At 73.1% G+C, this 16,237-nt stretch carries 12 protein-coding genes; 5 read left to right on the top strand and 7 right to left on the bottom strand.

What is annotated here, in order from left to right; genetic code table 11:
- The first annotated feature begins 177 nt into the window (after positions 1 to 177).
- From M8H82_RS22210 to M8H82_RS22200, 3 genes are all read left to right on the top strand, one after another.
- Positions 178 to 1,341, top strand: a complete 1,164-nt coding sequence (locus M8H82_RS22210) for a DUF5685 family protein (protein ID WP_250076629.1) — start codon at positions 178 to 180, stop codon at positions 1,339 to 1,341.
- A gap of 227 nt (positions 1,342 to 1,568) precedes the next feature.
- Positions 1,569 to 2,477 (top strand): S1 family peptidase, encoded by a 909-nt coding sequence (locus M8H82_RS22205; protein WP_250076628.1) that lies wholly within the window; start codon positions 1,569 to 1,571, stop codon positions 2,475 to 2,477.
- 384 nt (positions 2,478 to 2,861) lie between these two features.
- Entirely contained in the window at positions 2,862 to 3,944 is a 1,083-nt protein-coding gene (locus tag M8H82_RS22200; protein WP_250076627.1) for a S1 family peptidase, read from the top strand.
- A 134-nt stretch (positions 3,945 to 4,078) separates the two neighbouring features.
- Here the strand turns inward: M8H82_RS22200 and M8H82_RS22195 are convergent, their stop codons facing one another.
- The gene (locus tag M8H82_RS22195; RefSeq protein ID WP_250076626.1) at positions 4,079 to 5,113 is read right to left on the bottom strand and encodes an ABC transporter permease; all 1,035 of its coding nucleotides are present in this window, start codon (positions 5,111 to 5,113) and stop codon (positions 4,079 to 4,081) included.
- 131 nt (positions 5,114 to 5,244) lie between these two features.
- Here M8H82_RS22195 and M8H82_RS22190 point away from each other — a divergent pair, with 131 nt between their 5' ends.
- Positions 5,245 to 8,658, top strand: coding sequence for a DNA polymerase III subunit alpha (locus M8H82_RS22190; protein ID WP_250076625.1), 3,414 nt, complete (start codon positions 5,245 to 5,247; stop codon positions 8,656 to 8,658).
- Complete coding sequence (locus M8H82_RS22185; RefSeq protein ID WP_250076624.1) at positions 8,655 to 9,629, top strand: hypothetical protein; 975 nt, start codon at positions 8,655 to 8,657, stop codon at positions 9,627 to 9,629. The genes M8H82_RS22190 and M8H82_RS22185 overlap by 4 nt, the downstream gene beginning before the upstream one ends.
- A gap of 52 nt (positions 9,630 to 9,681) precedes the next feature.
- Here the strand turns inward: M8H82_RS22185 and M8H82_RS22180 are convergent, their stop codons facing one another.
- The 6 genes from M8H82_RS22180 to bagY form a co-directional block, all read right to left on the bottom strand.
- On the bottom strand, positions 9,682 to 10,386 hold the full coding sequence (locus M8H82_RS22180) for a DUF6182 family protein (protein WP_250076623.1): 705 nt from the start codon (positions 10,384 to 10,386) through the stop codon (positions 9,682 to 9,684).
- A gap of 25 nt (positions 10,387 to 10,411) precedes the next feature.
- Complete coding sequence (locus tag M8H82_RS22175) at positions 10,412 to 11,542, bottom strand: hypothetical protein (protein WP_250076622.1); 1,131 nt, start codon at positions 11,540 to 11,542, stop codon at positions 10,412 to 10,414.
- Positions 11,539 to 12,405 (bottom strand): SAM-dependent methyltransferase, encoded by an 867-nt coding sequence (locus M8H82_RS22170; RefSeq protein ID WP_250076621.1) that lies wholly within the window; start codon positions 12,403 to 12,405, stop codon positions 11,539 to 11,541. The genes M8H82_RS22175 and M8H82_RS22170 overlap by 4 nt, the downstream gene beginning before the upstream one ends.
- 71 nt (positions 12,406 to 12,476) lie before the next feature.
- The gene (locus tag M8H82_RS22165; protein ID WP_250076620.1) at positions 12,477 to 14,159 is read right to left on the bottom strand and encodes a GH3 auxin-responsive promoter family protein; all 1,683 of its coding nucleotides are present in this window, start codon (positions 14,157 to 14,159) and stop codon (positions 12,477 to 12,479) included.
- A gap of 1 nt (position 14,160) precedes the next feature.
- The gene (locus tag M8H82_RS22160) at positions 14,161 to 14,850 is read right to left on the bottom strand and encodes a hypothetical protein (protein WP_250076619.1); all 690 of its coding nucleotides are present in this window, start codon (positions 14,848 to 14,850) and stop codon (positions 14,161 to 14,163) included.
- 200 nt (positions 14,851 to 15,050) lie between these two features.
- Positions 15,051 to 16,151 (bottom strand): LuxR family transcriptional regulator BagY/FevT, encoded by a 1,101-nt coding sequence (gene bagY / locus M8H82_RS22155; RefSeq protein ID WP_250076618.1) that lies wholly within the window; start codon positions 16,149 to 16,151, stop codon positions 15,051 to 15,053.
- Positions 16,152 to 16,237: the final 86 nt, after the last annotated feature.

Here is a 16,237-nt window from a genome sequence, read left to right as displayed (position 1 = left end):
CCAGGCGTGCCAAGGGCCCAGCCACGCATGGCTGCTGACTGTGAGTGAAATATGATTCTTCACGGCGTATGGGTGATCTGCGGGGCGTACGGGTGAAGCGGGAGGGTGTGAAAGCGGCCACGGGGGTGGCCGATACGATGCGGCGGCTCGATGTCGTACGAACCACGGGGGAGCGTCGTGTTCGGAATAGTCAGGCCCTGCCGCCATCGGCTCGGGGAGCGTCTCGCCGGTCAGTGGATGGCCCATCTGTGCGGTCTCTGCCTGGCGTTGCGCGGGGACCACGGACAGTTCGCACGGGTGGTGACGAACTACGACGGGCTGCTGATCTCCGTTCTGACGGAGGCTCAGGCCGAGGCGGACGAGGGGCTGCGGCGCACGGCCGGGCCGTGTCCGCTGCGCGGGATGCGGACCGCGTCCGTCGCGCGGGGCGAGGGGGCGCGGCTGGCCGCGGCGGTGTCGCTGGTGCTGGCCTCCGCGAAGGTGCGGGACCATCTCGCCGACGGGGACGGGCTGCTGGCGCGCAAGCCGGCGGCGGTGGCCGCGCGCCGGGTCGCTTCGAGCTGGGCGGCCGCGGGGGCGCGCAGTGGCTCGGCCGTGGGGTTCGACACCGGGCTGCTGGTCGACGCGGTGGAGCGGCAGGTCGGGATCGAGGCGCTGGCGGGGCCGGGAACCCCGGTGCTGGTGGTGACCGAGCCGACCGAGACGGCCACGGCGGCGGCCTTCGCGCACACGGCGGTGCTGGCGGGGCGTCCGCTGAACGCCGAGCCGCTCGCCGAGGCGGGGCGGCTGTTCGGGCGGCTGGCGCATCTGCTGGACGCCGTGGAGGACCGGGAGGCCGATGCCGCGTCAGGAGCGTGGAACCCGCTGACCGCGACCGGGACGTCGCTCGCGGAGGCGCGGCGGCTGGCCGATGACGCGCTGCACGGGATCCGGCTGGCGCTGCGCGAGGTGGCCTTCACCGATCCGAAGCTGGCGCACCTGCTGCTGGTGCACGAGCTGCGGCGGTCGGTGGACCGGGCGTTCGGCGGCGCGTCGTGTGCGCACATGCCGGGGCCGTACGCGCCGCCCGGCGGTCCGGGCGGTCCGCCGCTGCCGCCGGAGCCGCCTCGGCGGGATCGCCGGGGACTGCTCGCGGGGTGCGCTGTATGGGCCGGATTGGCTTGTACCTGTCAGATGTGCTGCGGTGAGTTCGAGGACCCCTGGTCGCGGCAGCGGCGGGAAGGGCTCTGCAGCAGTTGCGACTGCAGCGGGTGCGGCGACTGCTGCAGCTGCTGCGACTGCTGCTCGAACTGCTGCGACACCTGCGGCTGCGATGGCTGCGATTGTGGGTGCAACTGCTGAGCGGAGCCGTCGTCGCGCGCCCGTGACCGGGGTTGCCGCTGAGGTCGTTCAAAGATTGACGGCCGAAAGGCGCTCTTGCGCGTCCCGGGCGTGCCGCCGAATACTCCCCCCACAGCGCTTGTCAGGGGCACGGCGTGTTCGGAATCCGGACAGCCCGGCTCCTGGCTGCGCCTCACGGGCCCGAAACCCCACGAGGGCCCCCGACTTCCCATGTGGAGGAACGAAAAGTGAGGATCAAGCGCACCACCCCCCGCAGCGGCGTGACGAGACGGACCCGGCTGATCGCCGTATCTTCCGGTCTCGTAGCCGCAGCAGCCATCGCGATCCCCAGCGCGACCGCGGCCGACGCCCCCACCACCTTCAGCTCCGCCGAGCTGAGGAGCGCGAGCAACTCCGTGCTCAAGGCCGACGTGCCGGGTACCGCCTGGGCCGTCGACAGCAAGACCGACCGTGTCGTCGTCACCGTCGACAGCACGGTCTCCAAGGCCGAGATCGCCAAGATCCGGCAGCAGGCGGGCAGCGACGCCGACGCCCTGGTCATCAAGCACACCCCGGGCAAGTTCCAGAAGTACATCGCGGGCGGTGACGCCATCTATTCGGGCACCGGTCGCTGCTCCCTCGGCTTCAACGTCCGCAACAGCGCGGGCGCCAACTACTTCCTGACCGCCGGTCACTGCACCGACGGCGCGGGCACCTGGTACGCCAACTCCGGCCGTACGACGGTCCTGGGGCCGACCTCCGGTTCCAGCTTCCCGACGAACGACTACGGTCTGGTGCGCTACACCAACACCTCGATCGCCAAGTCGGGCACCGCCGGCAACACGGACATCCTCCGGGCGGCCAACCCGACCGTCGGCACCAACGTCATCCGTGACGGCTCCACCACCGGTATCCACACCGGCCGGGTCACCGCTCTGAACGCGACCGTCAACTACGGTGGCGGTGACGTCGTCTACGGCATGATCCAGACCAACGTCTGCGCCGAGCCCGGTGACTCCGGCGGCCCGCTCTACGGCAGCAACGGCACCGCGTACGGTCTGACCTCCGGCGGCAGCGGCAACTGCTCCTCCGGCGGCACGACGTTCTTCCAGCCCGTCGTGGAGGCCCTGAACGCCTACGGGATGAGCGTCTTCTAGAGACACCCCGCTCCACAGCCGGCAGCAAGCGAGCCCCCGCACGCAGTGTCGTGCGGGGGCTCGCCCATGCCCGCGGCCTCAACTGCCGCTTTCAGGACAGGAGCAGACCTCACGCGCCGCATACGAGTTGATCGCTCGGGGGTGTTTGCAGTGCGAATCCGCCTGGGATGACCGTGCACGGTCAAGAGGGCGGGGATGCGGTGTGGTGGCCGTGTGTACGTCTGGGAGTCGACCTTGTGTGCGCCCTGTGTGCCTCGGAATAGTAGGCGCCGATCAACCGGCACGGACGCGGCTTTTTGCTGTACGCCGCCTCCGTGTCCGTACGCCTTCCGGTTCACGGGGCCCCCACGGCCTCCGGACCGACCCCCCACAGGAGGACGTGAGTTGAAGCACCGACGCATACCCAGGCGGCGGGCCGCCGCGGCAGGTGCGGGCATCGCCGCACTGGTGGCCGCGGGTGTCACCTTCCAGACTGCGAACGCCAGTGAGCCCTCGCCGGCCGCCACGCCCGAGACCCTGTCGGTCACGGCGGCCGGAAAGCTCGCCTCGACGCTCGTCGAGGATCTCGGGACCGCCGCGGCCGGCACCTACTACGACGCGCGGAACAAGAACCTCGTCGTGAACGTGCTGGACAAGGCCGCGGCCGAGACCGTCGAGGCGGCCGGCGCCGAGGCGCGGATCGTGGCGAACTCCCTCGCGGAGCTCAGGAGCGCGCGCGGCACGCTCAAGCAGGACGCGACCATTCCGGGCACCTCCTGGGTGACCGACCCGACGACCAACAGAATCGTCGTCACGGCCGACCGCACGGTCTCCGACGCCGAGTGGAGCAAGCTCGGCGAGGTCGTCGACGGGCTCGGGTCCACGGCGGAACTCCGGCGCACCAAGGGGGAGTTCAAGCCCTTCATCGCGGGCGGTGACGCCATCACCGACGGCAGCGGCCGGTGCTCCCTCGGCTTCAACGTGGTCAAGGGCGGCGAGCCGTACTTCCTGACCGCGGGGCACTGCACGGAGGGCATCACCAACTGGCAGGACGCGCAGGGCAACGCGCTCGGGGCCAACGAGGTGTCCAGCTTCCCGGGCGACGACTACGGCCTGGTCAAGTACGCGGGCGAGGTCGAGCACCCGAGCGAGGTCAACCTCTACAACGGGTCCACGCAGGCGATCTCCGGTGCGGCCGACGCCACGGTCGGCATGGAGGTCATCCGGAGCGGCTCGACCACGCAGGTGCACTCCGGGAAGGTCACCGGCCTCGACGCCACGGTGAACTACGGCAACGGCGACATCGTCAACGGGCTGATCCAGACCGATGTGTGCGCCGAGCCCGGTGACAGTGGGGGCTCGCTGTTCTCCGGGGACAAGGCGGTCGGACTCACGTCCGGGGGCAGCGGTGACTGCACCTCCGGTGGGGAGACGTTCTTCCAGCCGGTGACGGAGGCGTTGTCGGCGACGGGTACGCAGATCGGCTGACGCCGGTACCGGGAAGTCCCGCCCCGCGCGTGAGGGGCGGGACTTTTGCGTGCGGGTGCGTGGTCGGGTGCGGGTGGCCCTCGTGGGGGCGGAGCGCCGTCGGCGGCTGCATGCGTCTGTCCTGCGTGGCGGGGCTACCTTGCCTCCGTCGGCAGGCGTTCGTCCTTTCGCTTCTTGCGCAGGGTTGCCGCCAGCAGGGTGATCGCGATGCCCGCCGCCGCCCAGGCGGACAGGACCAGGAGGGCAGCCGTCGTGTCGTTGCCGTCGAAATAGGCGATGGAGCGGGCCACCCAGGTTCCGGCGCCCGGGGGGAGCGCGGGGCCGATCGCCTGCCAGAACGGTGGCAGGAGCGGCAGCGGGAGGGCGCCGCCCGCGCTCGGGTTGCCCGCGATCACCACGAGCAGGATCGCCAGGCCGATGCCGACGATGCCGAAGACCCCTTGGAGGGCGAGCGTGGCCGCCCCCACCGCGAAGGTGACCAGGGCGCCGAGCCCCCACAGGGCCAGCACGCTGCCGGGCAGCGCGTCCAGGATCGGTCCCACGATCACCGCGCCGCCGAGCCCGCCGACGATCGCCACCAGCGCCATCACGACCAGCCGGATCACCGCGCGGCGCGGGTTGGCGGGCCGGGCGCCGGTGCTGATCGCCAGGATCGAGGCGCACAGATAGCCGCCGACGCACCAGCCGACGACCACGTAGAAGGACGACAGGCCGTCGAAGTCGTCCGGTGAGGCCGGGGCCACGTCCACCGTGCGGAGGGACCGCTGCTGGGAGGACTCCAGGGCGGTGAGGTACCTCTCCAGGGTGGTGGCGAGGACGGCGCCGCCGCCGGTCGCGACCAGGAGGGTGTCGGTCGTCCGCGCCGGGTTGACGATCAGTGCCCCGTCGATGTCCCGGTTCATGATCTGCTCCCGGGCCGCCGCCTCGTCGGCGACCGTGCGCGGGTCCAGCGGTGAGCCGGGCAGCCGGTCCAGCCGGGTCACCGCCTGCTCGGCCGCGGTTCCCGGCGCGACCACACCGAACGGCACGTCCTTCGCCTTCGGATCATGGAGTGCCCCCACATAGGACGCGATGAACAGCAGCTGGAGGGCGATCACGCCGAGGACGAGCAGCGTGGCACGCGGGGTGACCGCGTCCTTCACCTCACCGAGAAAGCCGTTCCGTGTCATGTCCCTACAGTCCGAGGAGGAGGACGTTTCCGCAGGTGGGGCGGGGCCGAACGGTTGTCGTACAAGCGTTCGAGTTTTGGTCTATGGTGGAGATGAGGCTGTCGGGAACTGATGTTCGATCGGAGGTGTGGATGCCCGGGTTCACGCATCTGCACACCGTCTCCGGGTTCTCGCTGCGCTACGGCGCCTCGCATCCGGAGCGGCTGGCCGAGCGTGCCGCCGAACGGGGCATGGACGCCCTCGCCCTCACCGACCGCGACACCCTCGCCGGCACGGTCCGCTTCGCCAAGGCCTGTGCGAAGGCGGGGGTGCGCCCGCTGTTCGGCACGGAACTGGCGGTGGAGCGCGCCGAGCCCCTACGAGAGGAAAGGCGCCGCACCCCGGTGCGCGGGGGCGCCTTCGTCGACGAGTCGGCACCCCGGGTCACCTTCCTCGCCCGGGACGGCGCCCGCGGCTGGGCCGACCTCTGCGCCATCGTCACGGCCTCGCACGCCGGCGAAGGCGCACCGCTGCTGCCCCGGGCCGCCAACCGGGGCGACGGCCTGACCGTCCTGCTCGGCCCCGACTCCGACGTCGGCCGCGCCCTCACTGCCGGCCGCCCCGACCGCGCGGCCCGGCTGCTGGCCCCCTGGCGGGAGGTCTACGGCGACGCGCTGCGCCTGGAGACCGTCTGGCACGGCCGCGACGGCACCGGACCCGGCTCCCTGCGGCTTGCCGCCCGTACCGTCGGCTTCGCCGCCGAGCAGGGGATCCGGCCGGTGCTCAGCAACGCCGTCCGCTACGCCGACCCCGGCCAGGGCCCGGTCGCCGACGTCCTGGACGCCGCCCGCCGGCTCGTCCCCATCGACCCCACCAGGGAACTGGACTCCGGCGAGGCCTGGCTCAAGGACACCGGGGCCATGCTGCAGGCCGCCGAGCGGATCGTGGAGGCCGCGGGCTTCCGGCGCGACACCGCCCACCGGCTGCTGGAGCAGACGCGGGCGACGGCCGCCGAGTGCCTGGTCGACCCCGAGGACGACCTCGGCATCGGCACCGTCCACTTCCCCGAACCGCACCTCGTCGGCGCGGGGCGCCGTACCGCCCAGCGGGTGCTCGCCTCCCGGGCGGCGGCGGGGATGGTGCGCAAGGGGTATGCCGGCCGGCGCGACTACTGGGAGCGGATGCACCGGGAACTGGACATCATCGCCCATCACGGCTTCGCCACCTACTTCCTGACGGTCGCTCAAGTGGTGGACGACGTGCGGGACATGGGGATCCGGGTGGCCGCGCGCGGCTCCGGCGCGGGCTCACTCGTCAACCATCTCCTCGGCATCGCGCACGCCGACCCCGTCGAGCACGGGCTGCTGATGGAGCGCTTCCTGTCCAAGCGCCGGCTCGTCCTGCCCGACATCGACATCGACGTGGAGTCCGCCCGCCGTCTGGAGGTCTACCGCGCGATCATCGACCGGTTCGGCACCGAGCGGGTGGCGACGGTCGCGATGCCGGAGACCTACCGGGTGCGCCACGCCATCCGGGACGTGGGCGCGGCCCTGTCGATGGACCCCGCCGACATCGACCGCATCGCCAAGTCCTTCCCGCACATCCGGGCCCGCGACGCCCGGGCCGCGCTGGCGGAACTGCCCGAACTGCGCGCGCTGGCGGGGGAGAAGGAGAAGTACGGGCGGCTGTGGGAGCTGACCGAGGCCCTGGACGCCCTCCCGCGCGGAGTCGCCATGCACCCCTGCGGAGTGCTCCTGTCCGACGCCTCCCTGCTCGCCCGTACGCCGGTCATGCCGACCAGCGGCGAGGGCTTTCCCATGGCGCAGTTCGACAAGGACGACGTGGAGGACCTCGGGCTGCTCAAGCTGGATGTGCTCGGGGTGCGGATGCAGTCCGCGATGGCGCACGCGGTCGGGGAGGTGGAGCGGGCGACGGGGGAGCGCATCGACCTGGACGGGGTGGCGCCGGGCGATCCGGCGACGTACGAACTCATCCGCTCCACCGAGACGCTCGGCTGCTTCCAGATCGAGTCGCCCGGGCAGCGGGATCTGGTCGGACGGCTCCAGCCGGCCACCTTCCACGATCTCGTCGTCGACATCTCGCTCTTCCGGCCGGGCCCGGTCGCCGCCGACATGGTGCGGCCGTTCATCGAGGCCCGGCACGGGCGGGCGCCGGTCCGCTATCCGCACCCGGATCTGGCGGAGCCGCTGAAGGGGACGTACGGCGTCGTCGTCTTCCACGAGCAGATCATCGACATCGTCGACATCATGACCGGCTGCGGACGCGCCGAGGCGGACCGGGTGCGGCGCGGGCTCTCCGACCCGGAGTCGCAGGCGCGGATCCGGTTCTGGTTCGCGCAGCACGCGGCGGCCAAGGGGTACGACGCCGAGACGATCCGGCGGACCTGGGAGATCGTCGAGGCCTTCGGGTCGTACGGCTTCTGCAAGGCGCACGCGGTCGCCTTCGCCGTGCCGACGTACCAGTCGGCCTGGCTGAAGGCGCACCACCCGGCCGCCTTCTACGCCGGGCTGCTCACCCACGACCCCGGGATGTACCCGAAGCGGCTGCTGCTGGCGGACGCGCGGCGGCGGGGGGTGCCGATCCTGCCGTTGGACGTGAACCGGTCCGCGGTCGCCCACCGTATCGAACTGGTGTCTGAATCCCCGGCGGTGTGGGGGCTGCGGCTCGCCCTCTCCGACGTGCACGGCATCAGTGAGGCGGAGGCGGCGCGGATCGCGGACGGGCAGCCCTACGCCTCGCTGCTGGACTTCTGGGAGCGGGCACGGCCGAGCCGGCCCCTGGCCGGACGGCTCGCGCAGGTCGGCGCGCTGGACGCCTTCGGCGCCAACCGGCGTGATCTGCAACTGCACCTGACCGAGCTGCACCGGGGAGCGCGGGGGGCCGGCGGTGGCCAGCTCCCGCTGGCGGGCGGGCGGAAGACCGCGCCCGCCGGGCTGCCCGACCTGTCCTCCGCCGAGAAGCTCAGCGCCGAGCTGGGCGTGCTGTCCATGGACGCCTCACGCAATCTGATGGACGACCACCGCGAGTTCCTGGAGGAGTTGGGCGTCGTCAGCGCGAGACGGCTGCGCGAGGCGCGGCACGGGGAGACGGTGCTGGTGGCGGGCGCCAAGGCGGCCACCCAGACGCCGCCGATCCGGTCCGGCAAGCGGGTCATCTTCTCCACCCTGGACGACGGCACGGGCCTGGTCGACCTCGCCTTCTTCGACGACTCCCACGACGCCTGCGCGCACACCGTCTTCCACTCCTGGCTGCTGCTGGTGCGCGGGGTCGTCCAGCGGCGCGGGCCGCGCAGCCTCAGTGTGGTGGGCGCCGCCGCGTGGAACCTCGCCGAGCTGGCCGAACTGCGGACGCAGGGCGGGCTCGACGTGGTCGCGGCGCGGCTCGCGGAGCCCGTGCCCGAGGGAAGAGGGGACGCCACCGGCGGGCGGCGCATCCAGCTGCCGACCGGATACGCAATGCATCCGTGGGCCGATCTGCGTCCTGCGGGTCAGGAGCCCACGCAGACAAGGAAGTTGTGGCACCAGAGTCCGGGGAGTGCGGGATGACCATTCTCTGCGTACGTTTCCACCTGCCGCCGACGCACGAGGCGGCGCTGCCCGGCCTGCTCGGACTGCTGGAGGAGTTCTCGCCCGTCGTCGAGGCGCTGCCGCCGGACGGGGCGCTGGTCGATCTGCGGGGGGCCGAGCGGTACTTCGGGCGCAGCGCGGTCGAGCTGGCCTCGGTGATCCGGGTGCGGGCGCTCGCCCGGTACGGCGTGGACTGCGTGATCGGGGCAGGCCCGGGGACGATGCTGGCGCGGATGGCGCTGCGGGAGGCCAGGCCCGGGGTGACCTGTGCCGTCCCCGAGGAGCGGGACGGCGTGGTGGAGTTCCTCGCGGACAAGCCCGTCACCGCGCTTCCGGGGGTCGGGACGGCCACGGCGCGCACCCTGTGCGAGTACGGCCTGGACAGCCTCGGCCGGGTCGCCTCCGCGCCGCTCTCCACGCTCCAGCGGCTGGTCGGTGCGAGGGCGGGGCGCGAGCTGCACGAGAAGGCCAACGGGGTGGACCGCGGACGGGTGGTGCCGAACGGGGTGGCCCGGTCGCTGATGACGGAACGGCCCTTCGAGCGGGACGAGTTGGACGCCGAGCGGCACCGCCGGGCACTGCTCTCGGCGGCGGAGGAGCTGGGGGCCCGGCTGCGGGCGCTGGACAAGGTGTGCGGGACGCTGACGCTGACCGTGCGGTACGCGGACCGGTCGGCGACGTCGCGCAGCCGGTCCCTGAAGGAGCCGACCGCGCACTCCGCCGCCCTGACCCGGGTGGCGTACGGGATGTACGAGGGGCTGGGGCTGCAGCGCGCCCGGGTGCGGGTGCTGGCCCTGCGGGCGGAGGGACTCGACCCCGCCGAGCAGGCCTCCCATCAGCTCAGCTTCGACCCGGTGGACGAGAAGGTCCGCAGGATCGAGGAGGTCGCGGACCGGGCGCGCGCGAAGTTCGGGCCCCGGGCGGTCATGCCGGGGGCGCTGGCGGCGTGAGCCGCACTTCGCCGGAAGGGCTTCCTTCTCATCTCGCTCCATCCTTCTCATCTCACTCCAAAAGAACCCGAGTCCCTTCGCTCTCCTCGCCTTCGACGCAGACCCGGGCGACCCCGGCGCAGGCGCGCAGCCGGCCGTCGGCCGCGTCCCGGTCGGGGACGGCGCGCAGCATCGCGTAGGGCCCCTCGGCCGGGTCGAGTCGGGGCAGATGCCGGAGCCCGACTTCCGTGCCCGCGCCGATCAGCCCGGACAGGACCGCCTCCGCCAGGGCGTGGTGGACGTGCACGAGGTAGTCGGCCAGGGACACCCGCGTGGTGACGACGTCGACCCGTGCCGTGCGAAGGTCCGGGCCGGCGCCGGCCCGGGGCGGAATCTCCATCCGGGCGGGCAGCGGGGGCAGGGCGGCCGCGGGGAAGAGCCGCAGCAGGCGCCGCAGCGGCGGGGTTCCGCCGGAGTCCTCGGGCAGCGTCCACGCCATGGCGCCGTCCGCGCTGACGTGGTGGAAGGCGAAGCGCGTACGGAGGTTGTCGGGGTTGCCGGAGAGGAAGACCGTGCGGGTGTAGGCGCGCAGCCACGGCTCGCTCGACGTGGCCGGCAGGTCCAAGGCGTAGGCCACCGCGGACCGCGCGAACGTCGTGGGCTCGAAGCGCCGCAGCACGACCGTGACGGCCGTCCGGCCCGGCTCGGCCGCCTGGCCGGCGGGCGCGGCCCCGGCACGGCGTTCGGCGTGCTCCCGGAGGTACTGCTGGGTGAACACGGGTGGTTCCCCTTCTGCCGGGCGGTCAGAGGTAGACGACGGAGGCCACGGCGCGCAGCGGCACCTGCTGGTGCCTGCGCAGCAGCGCGGAGGTGAGCCGATAGGGATCCACGTGGGCCCGCCCGCCGGTCTGCCGGCGCACGAACTCCTCGGCGTCCGGGGCGGATGGCGGGTCCTCGCGGCCGAGCAGTCCGGCGGCGCGCTCCACGGTCTGGCGCAGCAGGTCCTCGCGGTAGGACGGCCCGTTCACGCCCTTGCCGAGCCCGGCGACGAAGTACAGCCTCGTGCCGAGCCGGACGGCCTCCGGTGAGGCGTGGTCCCGCAGCGCGCCGGCCAGTCCGGCGACGGTGTGCGCGTGGGCGACGCCGTGCCGGCTGGAGCGCACCGCGCCGTCCAGCGGGACCCGGTCCAGGCAGACCCGGTGCGCACGGGCGCCGCCGAGCGCACCGAGGAGTTTCTGCAGCAGGACGTAGTCCTCCGTCAGCTCGCGGTCGTGGAGCAGGACGATCTCGTCGTACTCCGCCACCGCAGGCAGCAGATCCCGCAGGGCGCAGCCCAGGTAGTTGGGGCGGCCCGTGGCGGACGTGGCGGGGCGCAGGGGGAGTCCCTGGGCGGTGGCGTCCAGGTAGACGGGGCCGCCGTCGTCGCGCGTGTCCAGGCAGAGTCCGTGCTTGGCGAGCCGTTCGACCGTCTCCTCGAACTCCAGCCCCGGCCGCCGCGTCGCGGTGAGACCCGGGTCGCGCATGCCCAGCCAGGCGAAGTGGCCGCGCCACGACTCCAGCAGCCGCCGGCTCACCGGATGGGTCCAGCCGGTCTGCTCGACGGCGCGGACGTACGGCAGCAGGGCGGCGTCGCCGGGCGGGTCGCCGCGGGTCTGGAACTCCGTGTAGAGCAGGCCCACTTCGTCCTCGGTGACGGTGCCCGGGTCGGTGTCGCCGTGGACGCGGTCGAGGTACTCCCAGAAGCCGGCGGTCTGCTGGGTTCCGTTGAAGGTCGTGTTGCTGTAGAGGTAGTCGACGTCGTGGTCGCCCAGCATCCGCGTGGCGCGGTACATCACGTCCACCCACAGCAGGCCCTTGAGGTGGCTGAGGCCGAGTGCCTTGGTGGGGGTGACGGTGACCGGCGCGATCAGCACCCGGGGGCGGGGCGCGGTCACCGGCGCCGGCCGTGGACGAGGAAGACGCGCCCGACCCCGGGAAGGTCCCGCGGGGGGACCGGGTCGGGCCAGCGGCCGAAGTCGGCGCCGGGCTCCCCGGGTTGCAGGACCGTCGCCTCTACGCCGTACCCGGCGAAGAGCGCCTCCGGCTCGTCGTGCCCGGAGAGCCACGGGCAGCCCCAGCTCTCGAACACCGCGAGCAGCGGCGCGACGGCGGGTGCGGTGAGGGCGGTGGCGCTCACCAGGTCCGCGGCGACCGTGCTGCCGGGCGCGGTGGCGTCCCGCACCCGGCCCAGCACCTGGCCGACCTGTTCCCGCGTGAGGTAGTAGAGGATTCCTTCGAGCAGCCAGACGGAGGGGCGGCCGGGGTCGTAGCCGGCCTCGGTGAGCGCGGCGACCCAGTCCGGGCCGAGCAGGTCGGCGACGACCCGGTGCCGGGTCGCCCGCGGGGGCGCCGGCTCGGCGCGCAGCACCGACTCCTTGGCCGCCAGGACGTCCGCGCGATCGAGTTCGAAGACGTCGACCGGGCCCGGCCAGGGCAGCCGGTGGGCCCGGGTGTCCATGCCGGCCGCGGCGATCACGACCTGGGGGCGGTCGGCCTCCGCGACGCGGGCGAGCAGGAGGTCGTCGAAGTACCGGGTCCTGATGGCGTTGTAGGCGAACGTGCTCGGTACGGGCTCCGCGGGGCCGGCGCGGTTCGGCTGGGTGACGTCCCCGATCCGGCCGAACAGGTCGGTGCCGAGGACACCGGCCAGCCGGGCGGCGAACGGGTCCCGGAACAACCCGTCCGGGCGCCGGCTCTCCTGGGCCCGCAGTGCCGCCGTGAGGAGGGACGTCCTGGCGACCGCGTCGAGGATTTCCACGCTTGCTCCTTGATGGAGGGGAAGGTGCCGGCCGTCTGTTCTGCCCGGGCCCGGCGGGTGTGGGCGCCCCTTCAGGTGCCCAGCAGCCGGCGCCAGGCCGCGTCGTCGTTCTGGAAGACCCGGTCCTTCACCTGCGCCGGCCGTGTGCCCCGGGCGACCCTGGCCTGCCAGTCGGCGGCGAAGCCGCCGGGCGCCACGCGGTGCAGGACGACAGCACCGAGGCGGGCGCTCGCGCGAGCCGCCCGGTATCCGTCGGACCGCCCGCCGAGCGCGCTGTCCAGGGCCCGGGCGAACGCCTCGGTCTCCTCGTGCGACCAGCGGCCGAACGGCTCCACGGCGAAGGCGTACCGCTGCGGGCCGTCCGCACCGGGCTCCGGCGCGCCCGGCCGCGGGGGGTGCCCGGTCACCCGGCAGGTGGCGTTGCGGATCTCCAGGCCGGTGGCACGCGTCGCGCCGTGCAGGGCGCTCACCACGTGCCCCTCGCGCAGCCGCTCACCGGCGGCGTCGGACAGGGTGCGCCGGCCGGCGTACTCGAGCCGGGGCACGCCCCCGGCCCGGTCCACGACACGCACCACGTCGCCGAGGGCGTACCGGTAGAGGCCGCCGACATGGCTGAGGACGACGTGGTACTCGCCGCCCGTCGCCAGTTCGTCGCAGAGCAGCGTGTCGCTGCCGGGCGACAGTTCCTCGTCGGCGTCGACGAATTCCAGAAGTCCGCCGGTGATCGCGGGCGACCCGGCCGTGGGATGCCGGTCCAGCGCCACGGCGACGAAGCCCTCCGACGCCGCCGCCGGAGCGGGCAGCGCGCTCACCCCGAACCCGAACGCCTCGCGCAGCCGGGGGAGATAGAGGGAGGCCAGTCCGGTGGTCCAGCAGAACAGCACTTCCATGCGCGGCCAGACATGGGCGGGCAGCGGGGCGCCGGTGCGTTCGGCGAGCCGGTCCAGGAGACGGGCGCGCTCCGGGTCGGGGGCGGGACCCGGACGGCCGTCGACCGTGCCGTCGTACACGTCCTTGACCAGGCGCGGCCACCACTGGACCAGTTGGTGGAGCAGCGCGGCCACCACGGCGGGGTTGATGCCGATGACGCAGCGCACGTCGTGCGCCATGGCGGTGCGCAGCCGTACGTATTCGCGCCGCGGATGGTCGGCCGGGTCCACGAACGACGGCAGGGTGCTCCAGGGGGCGCGGCTGCCCGGTTCCGCCGACAGCCGCTCACCGAAGGCCCGCCCGAAGTCGACCTGGCTGGCCCCGAGATGGGGGTGGCCGGAGCGGGTCGCGTCCGCGGCGGGCGCGGGATCGTGCTTGAGGTTGAGCGTGGCGTCGGGCCTGCGGACGGCTTCCGGGTGGTGCTCGACGATGTTCGCCCAGGCCGCGTAGTAGGGCGGGAAGAAGGAGGTCCGCATGAACTCCCGGGTGACCGGTATCCGTTTGCTGTCGCCGGTGCTGCCGCTGCTCTTGAAGAAGACCACGGGGGGATCGGCGCTCAGCACGTTCGGCCGGCCGGCCGCGGCGGCCTCCATCCAGGGGCCGAGGGCCTCGTAGTCGGCGATGGGGACGGCCGCGCGGAAGTCGTCGACATTCCGGCAGCCGGCGAAGCCGTGCCGCCGCCCGAATTCGGTGTCGGCGTTCGCGCTCAGCAGGTGCCGCAGTGCGCCGTCCTGCGCCGCCCGCAGGTCACCGAGCGCCTTTCGCAGCCCGTCCCGCTCGGCCAGCACCCTGTCCCGGTACGCGGCGAACAGTTCTGCTTCCATGTCAGACACCGGCCCGAAGTCCCGTCGCGCGCACGACGGCGTCGACGGCACGGTCGATGCCGGAGCCCGGTTCGAGGGTGGTCACTTCCATGCCCGCCACCTCCGCGTGCAGCAGGTCGCGCAGATCGTCCTGGAACCGGGTGAACGCTTCCTCGGTGGGCGTGTCGCCGTAGTGCTCCATCGGGTTCAGCGCCGCTCCCCGCCCACTGCGCTCCCAGGCGACGGCGGACGGAACGTCGAGGTAGACGACCCGGGCGGGCCGCGGGAACGACCGCCACCAGGAGAACAGCGACGGATTGGCGTACCCGAGCAGGGTGCACTTGGCCATGATCTTCAGGTGGTAGGAGTCCACGATCACCGGGCGTCCGGGCGGTGCGCCGGTCACGCGGTCGCGCATGTGCACCACGGCCAGCTGCATCAGGGTGAGGAGGATGTCCGGCGAGTAGCGTCCGGCCGGTGCCCTCAGCGCCTCGGGCAGCAGTTCCCGGCGGGCCCGGCCGATCAGCGCGTGATCGGTGTCGAGCGGCGCCTGGTCGCAGGTGACCACCGTCCAGCGACCGCTGTCGGCGAGACGCCGCAGCACCGACGACTTGCCCGAGTAGTCCGGGCCGAGCAGAACGGTGAATTCCGGGCCGTCGGCCCGGGGCGGCGCGTACGGCTGCCCGCCGTACGGCATGGGTAAGGTCGGCATCGTCACTTCCTGGTAGCTGGTTCGCGGCCGGCCCGGGCACATGCCGGCCCTGCGCACGGCCGCGGGCGCGCGCGGGCACGGCCGCTCGGGCGGCGGCCGGCCCGGGGCCGGGGCGCGGCCGGTTCTTCGGGTTGTGCCGGTTCCTTCGGCGTGTGCCGGTCCGGGGGGCCCGCCGCCTGATCCGCGGCGGCGGCCGGTGCCTAACTCCCGGTGGGGGACGAACCCATGGGCTCGTAGTACTCGGTGAACAGCCGGCCCACCAACTCGCCGCGGCTGGACACGCCGAGCTTCTCGAAGATCGCCTTGATGTGGTCGCGCACCGTGTGCGGCGACAGGTGCATCTCCTCGGAGATCCCGCTCGTGGACAGGCCGCGCGCCACCCGCCGGGTGACCTCGAGCTCCCGTTCCGACAGCTCGTAGGCCTGCACGACGAGCGGCGTGACGTCGGAGACGGGGGCGCGTTCGATGATCACCGCGGAGGCGCCCGGGCGGCCGTCGGCCCCGCGCAGGCAGGACGCGTGGCACACCAGCCAGCGGCCGGTGCGGGTGCGCATCCTGATCCGCGCGGTGTCCTCGCCGCGCTCCTCGGCGATCGCCCTGGCCCGCATCGCGGTGCCGTGCACCCACAGGGGTACCCGCAGACCGAGCGCGGTGAGCGAGGCGGGACCCTGCGGCATCTCCTCCAGGTAGCGCCGCGCCTCGTCGTTGACCGAGACGAGGGCGCCCTCGGCGTCGAACAGCAGCAGCCCGGTGCCGGTCAGAGCGTCGCTGGAGGGCTCGGGGCGCTGCTTGGCGTACGCCCTGAGCAGGCGGGCGACGGGGGTGCCCAGGTCCGCCATGAACCTGCGCTCCCCGGTGGAGAACTCGGCCCGCCCCTTCTCCCGGAACAGGCTGATGTACCCGTGGGGCCGGCCGTCCACCCGCAGCACGGCCCGCAACTCGTCGTGCACCCCGCGCGGCGCCAGGAAACCCCGGTACAGGGAGCTGCGCTCCGGCTCGCCCCGCGTGGTCTCCCACAGGCTGGCCACCGGCACCGGCGCCAGCGCGAGGTCCCGGAACAGGTTGATCTTCTCCGTGAACAGCTCGTACTGCCAGTAGACGGCGCAGCTGTGATCCTCGATGTTCTCCGCGAAGATCGGCGACGTGATCATGCCGGTCTCCGGGTCGGTGGCCCGCCAGACGGCGGCATCGTACGGAACCGCCCTGCGCAGTTGCGTCGCGAGCGTGCTGAACAGCCTGTGCGGGCTGTCCGCACGTCCGGCGCGCAGGAGGAGTTCGTCGCGACCGAGAGCAGTGGGCATCTCCGGCACTTCCGTTCCGGGGTGGTCTTTCCGGGGTGGTCTGCGGATGAAGAGTCAGCCTTGCCTGTCACAACCTGGTCACCACC

It is taken from the genome of Streptomyces sp. YS415, from assembly GCF_023544665.1.
In the GTDB taxonomy this organism is placed as follows: domain Bacteria; phylum Actinomycetota; class Actinomycetes; order Streptomycetales; family Streptomycetaceae; genus Streptomyces.
This window is presented reverse-complemented; position numbering and strand designations above follow the sequence as displayed.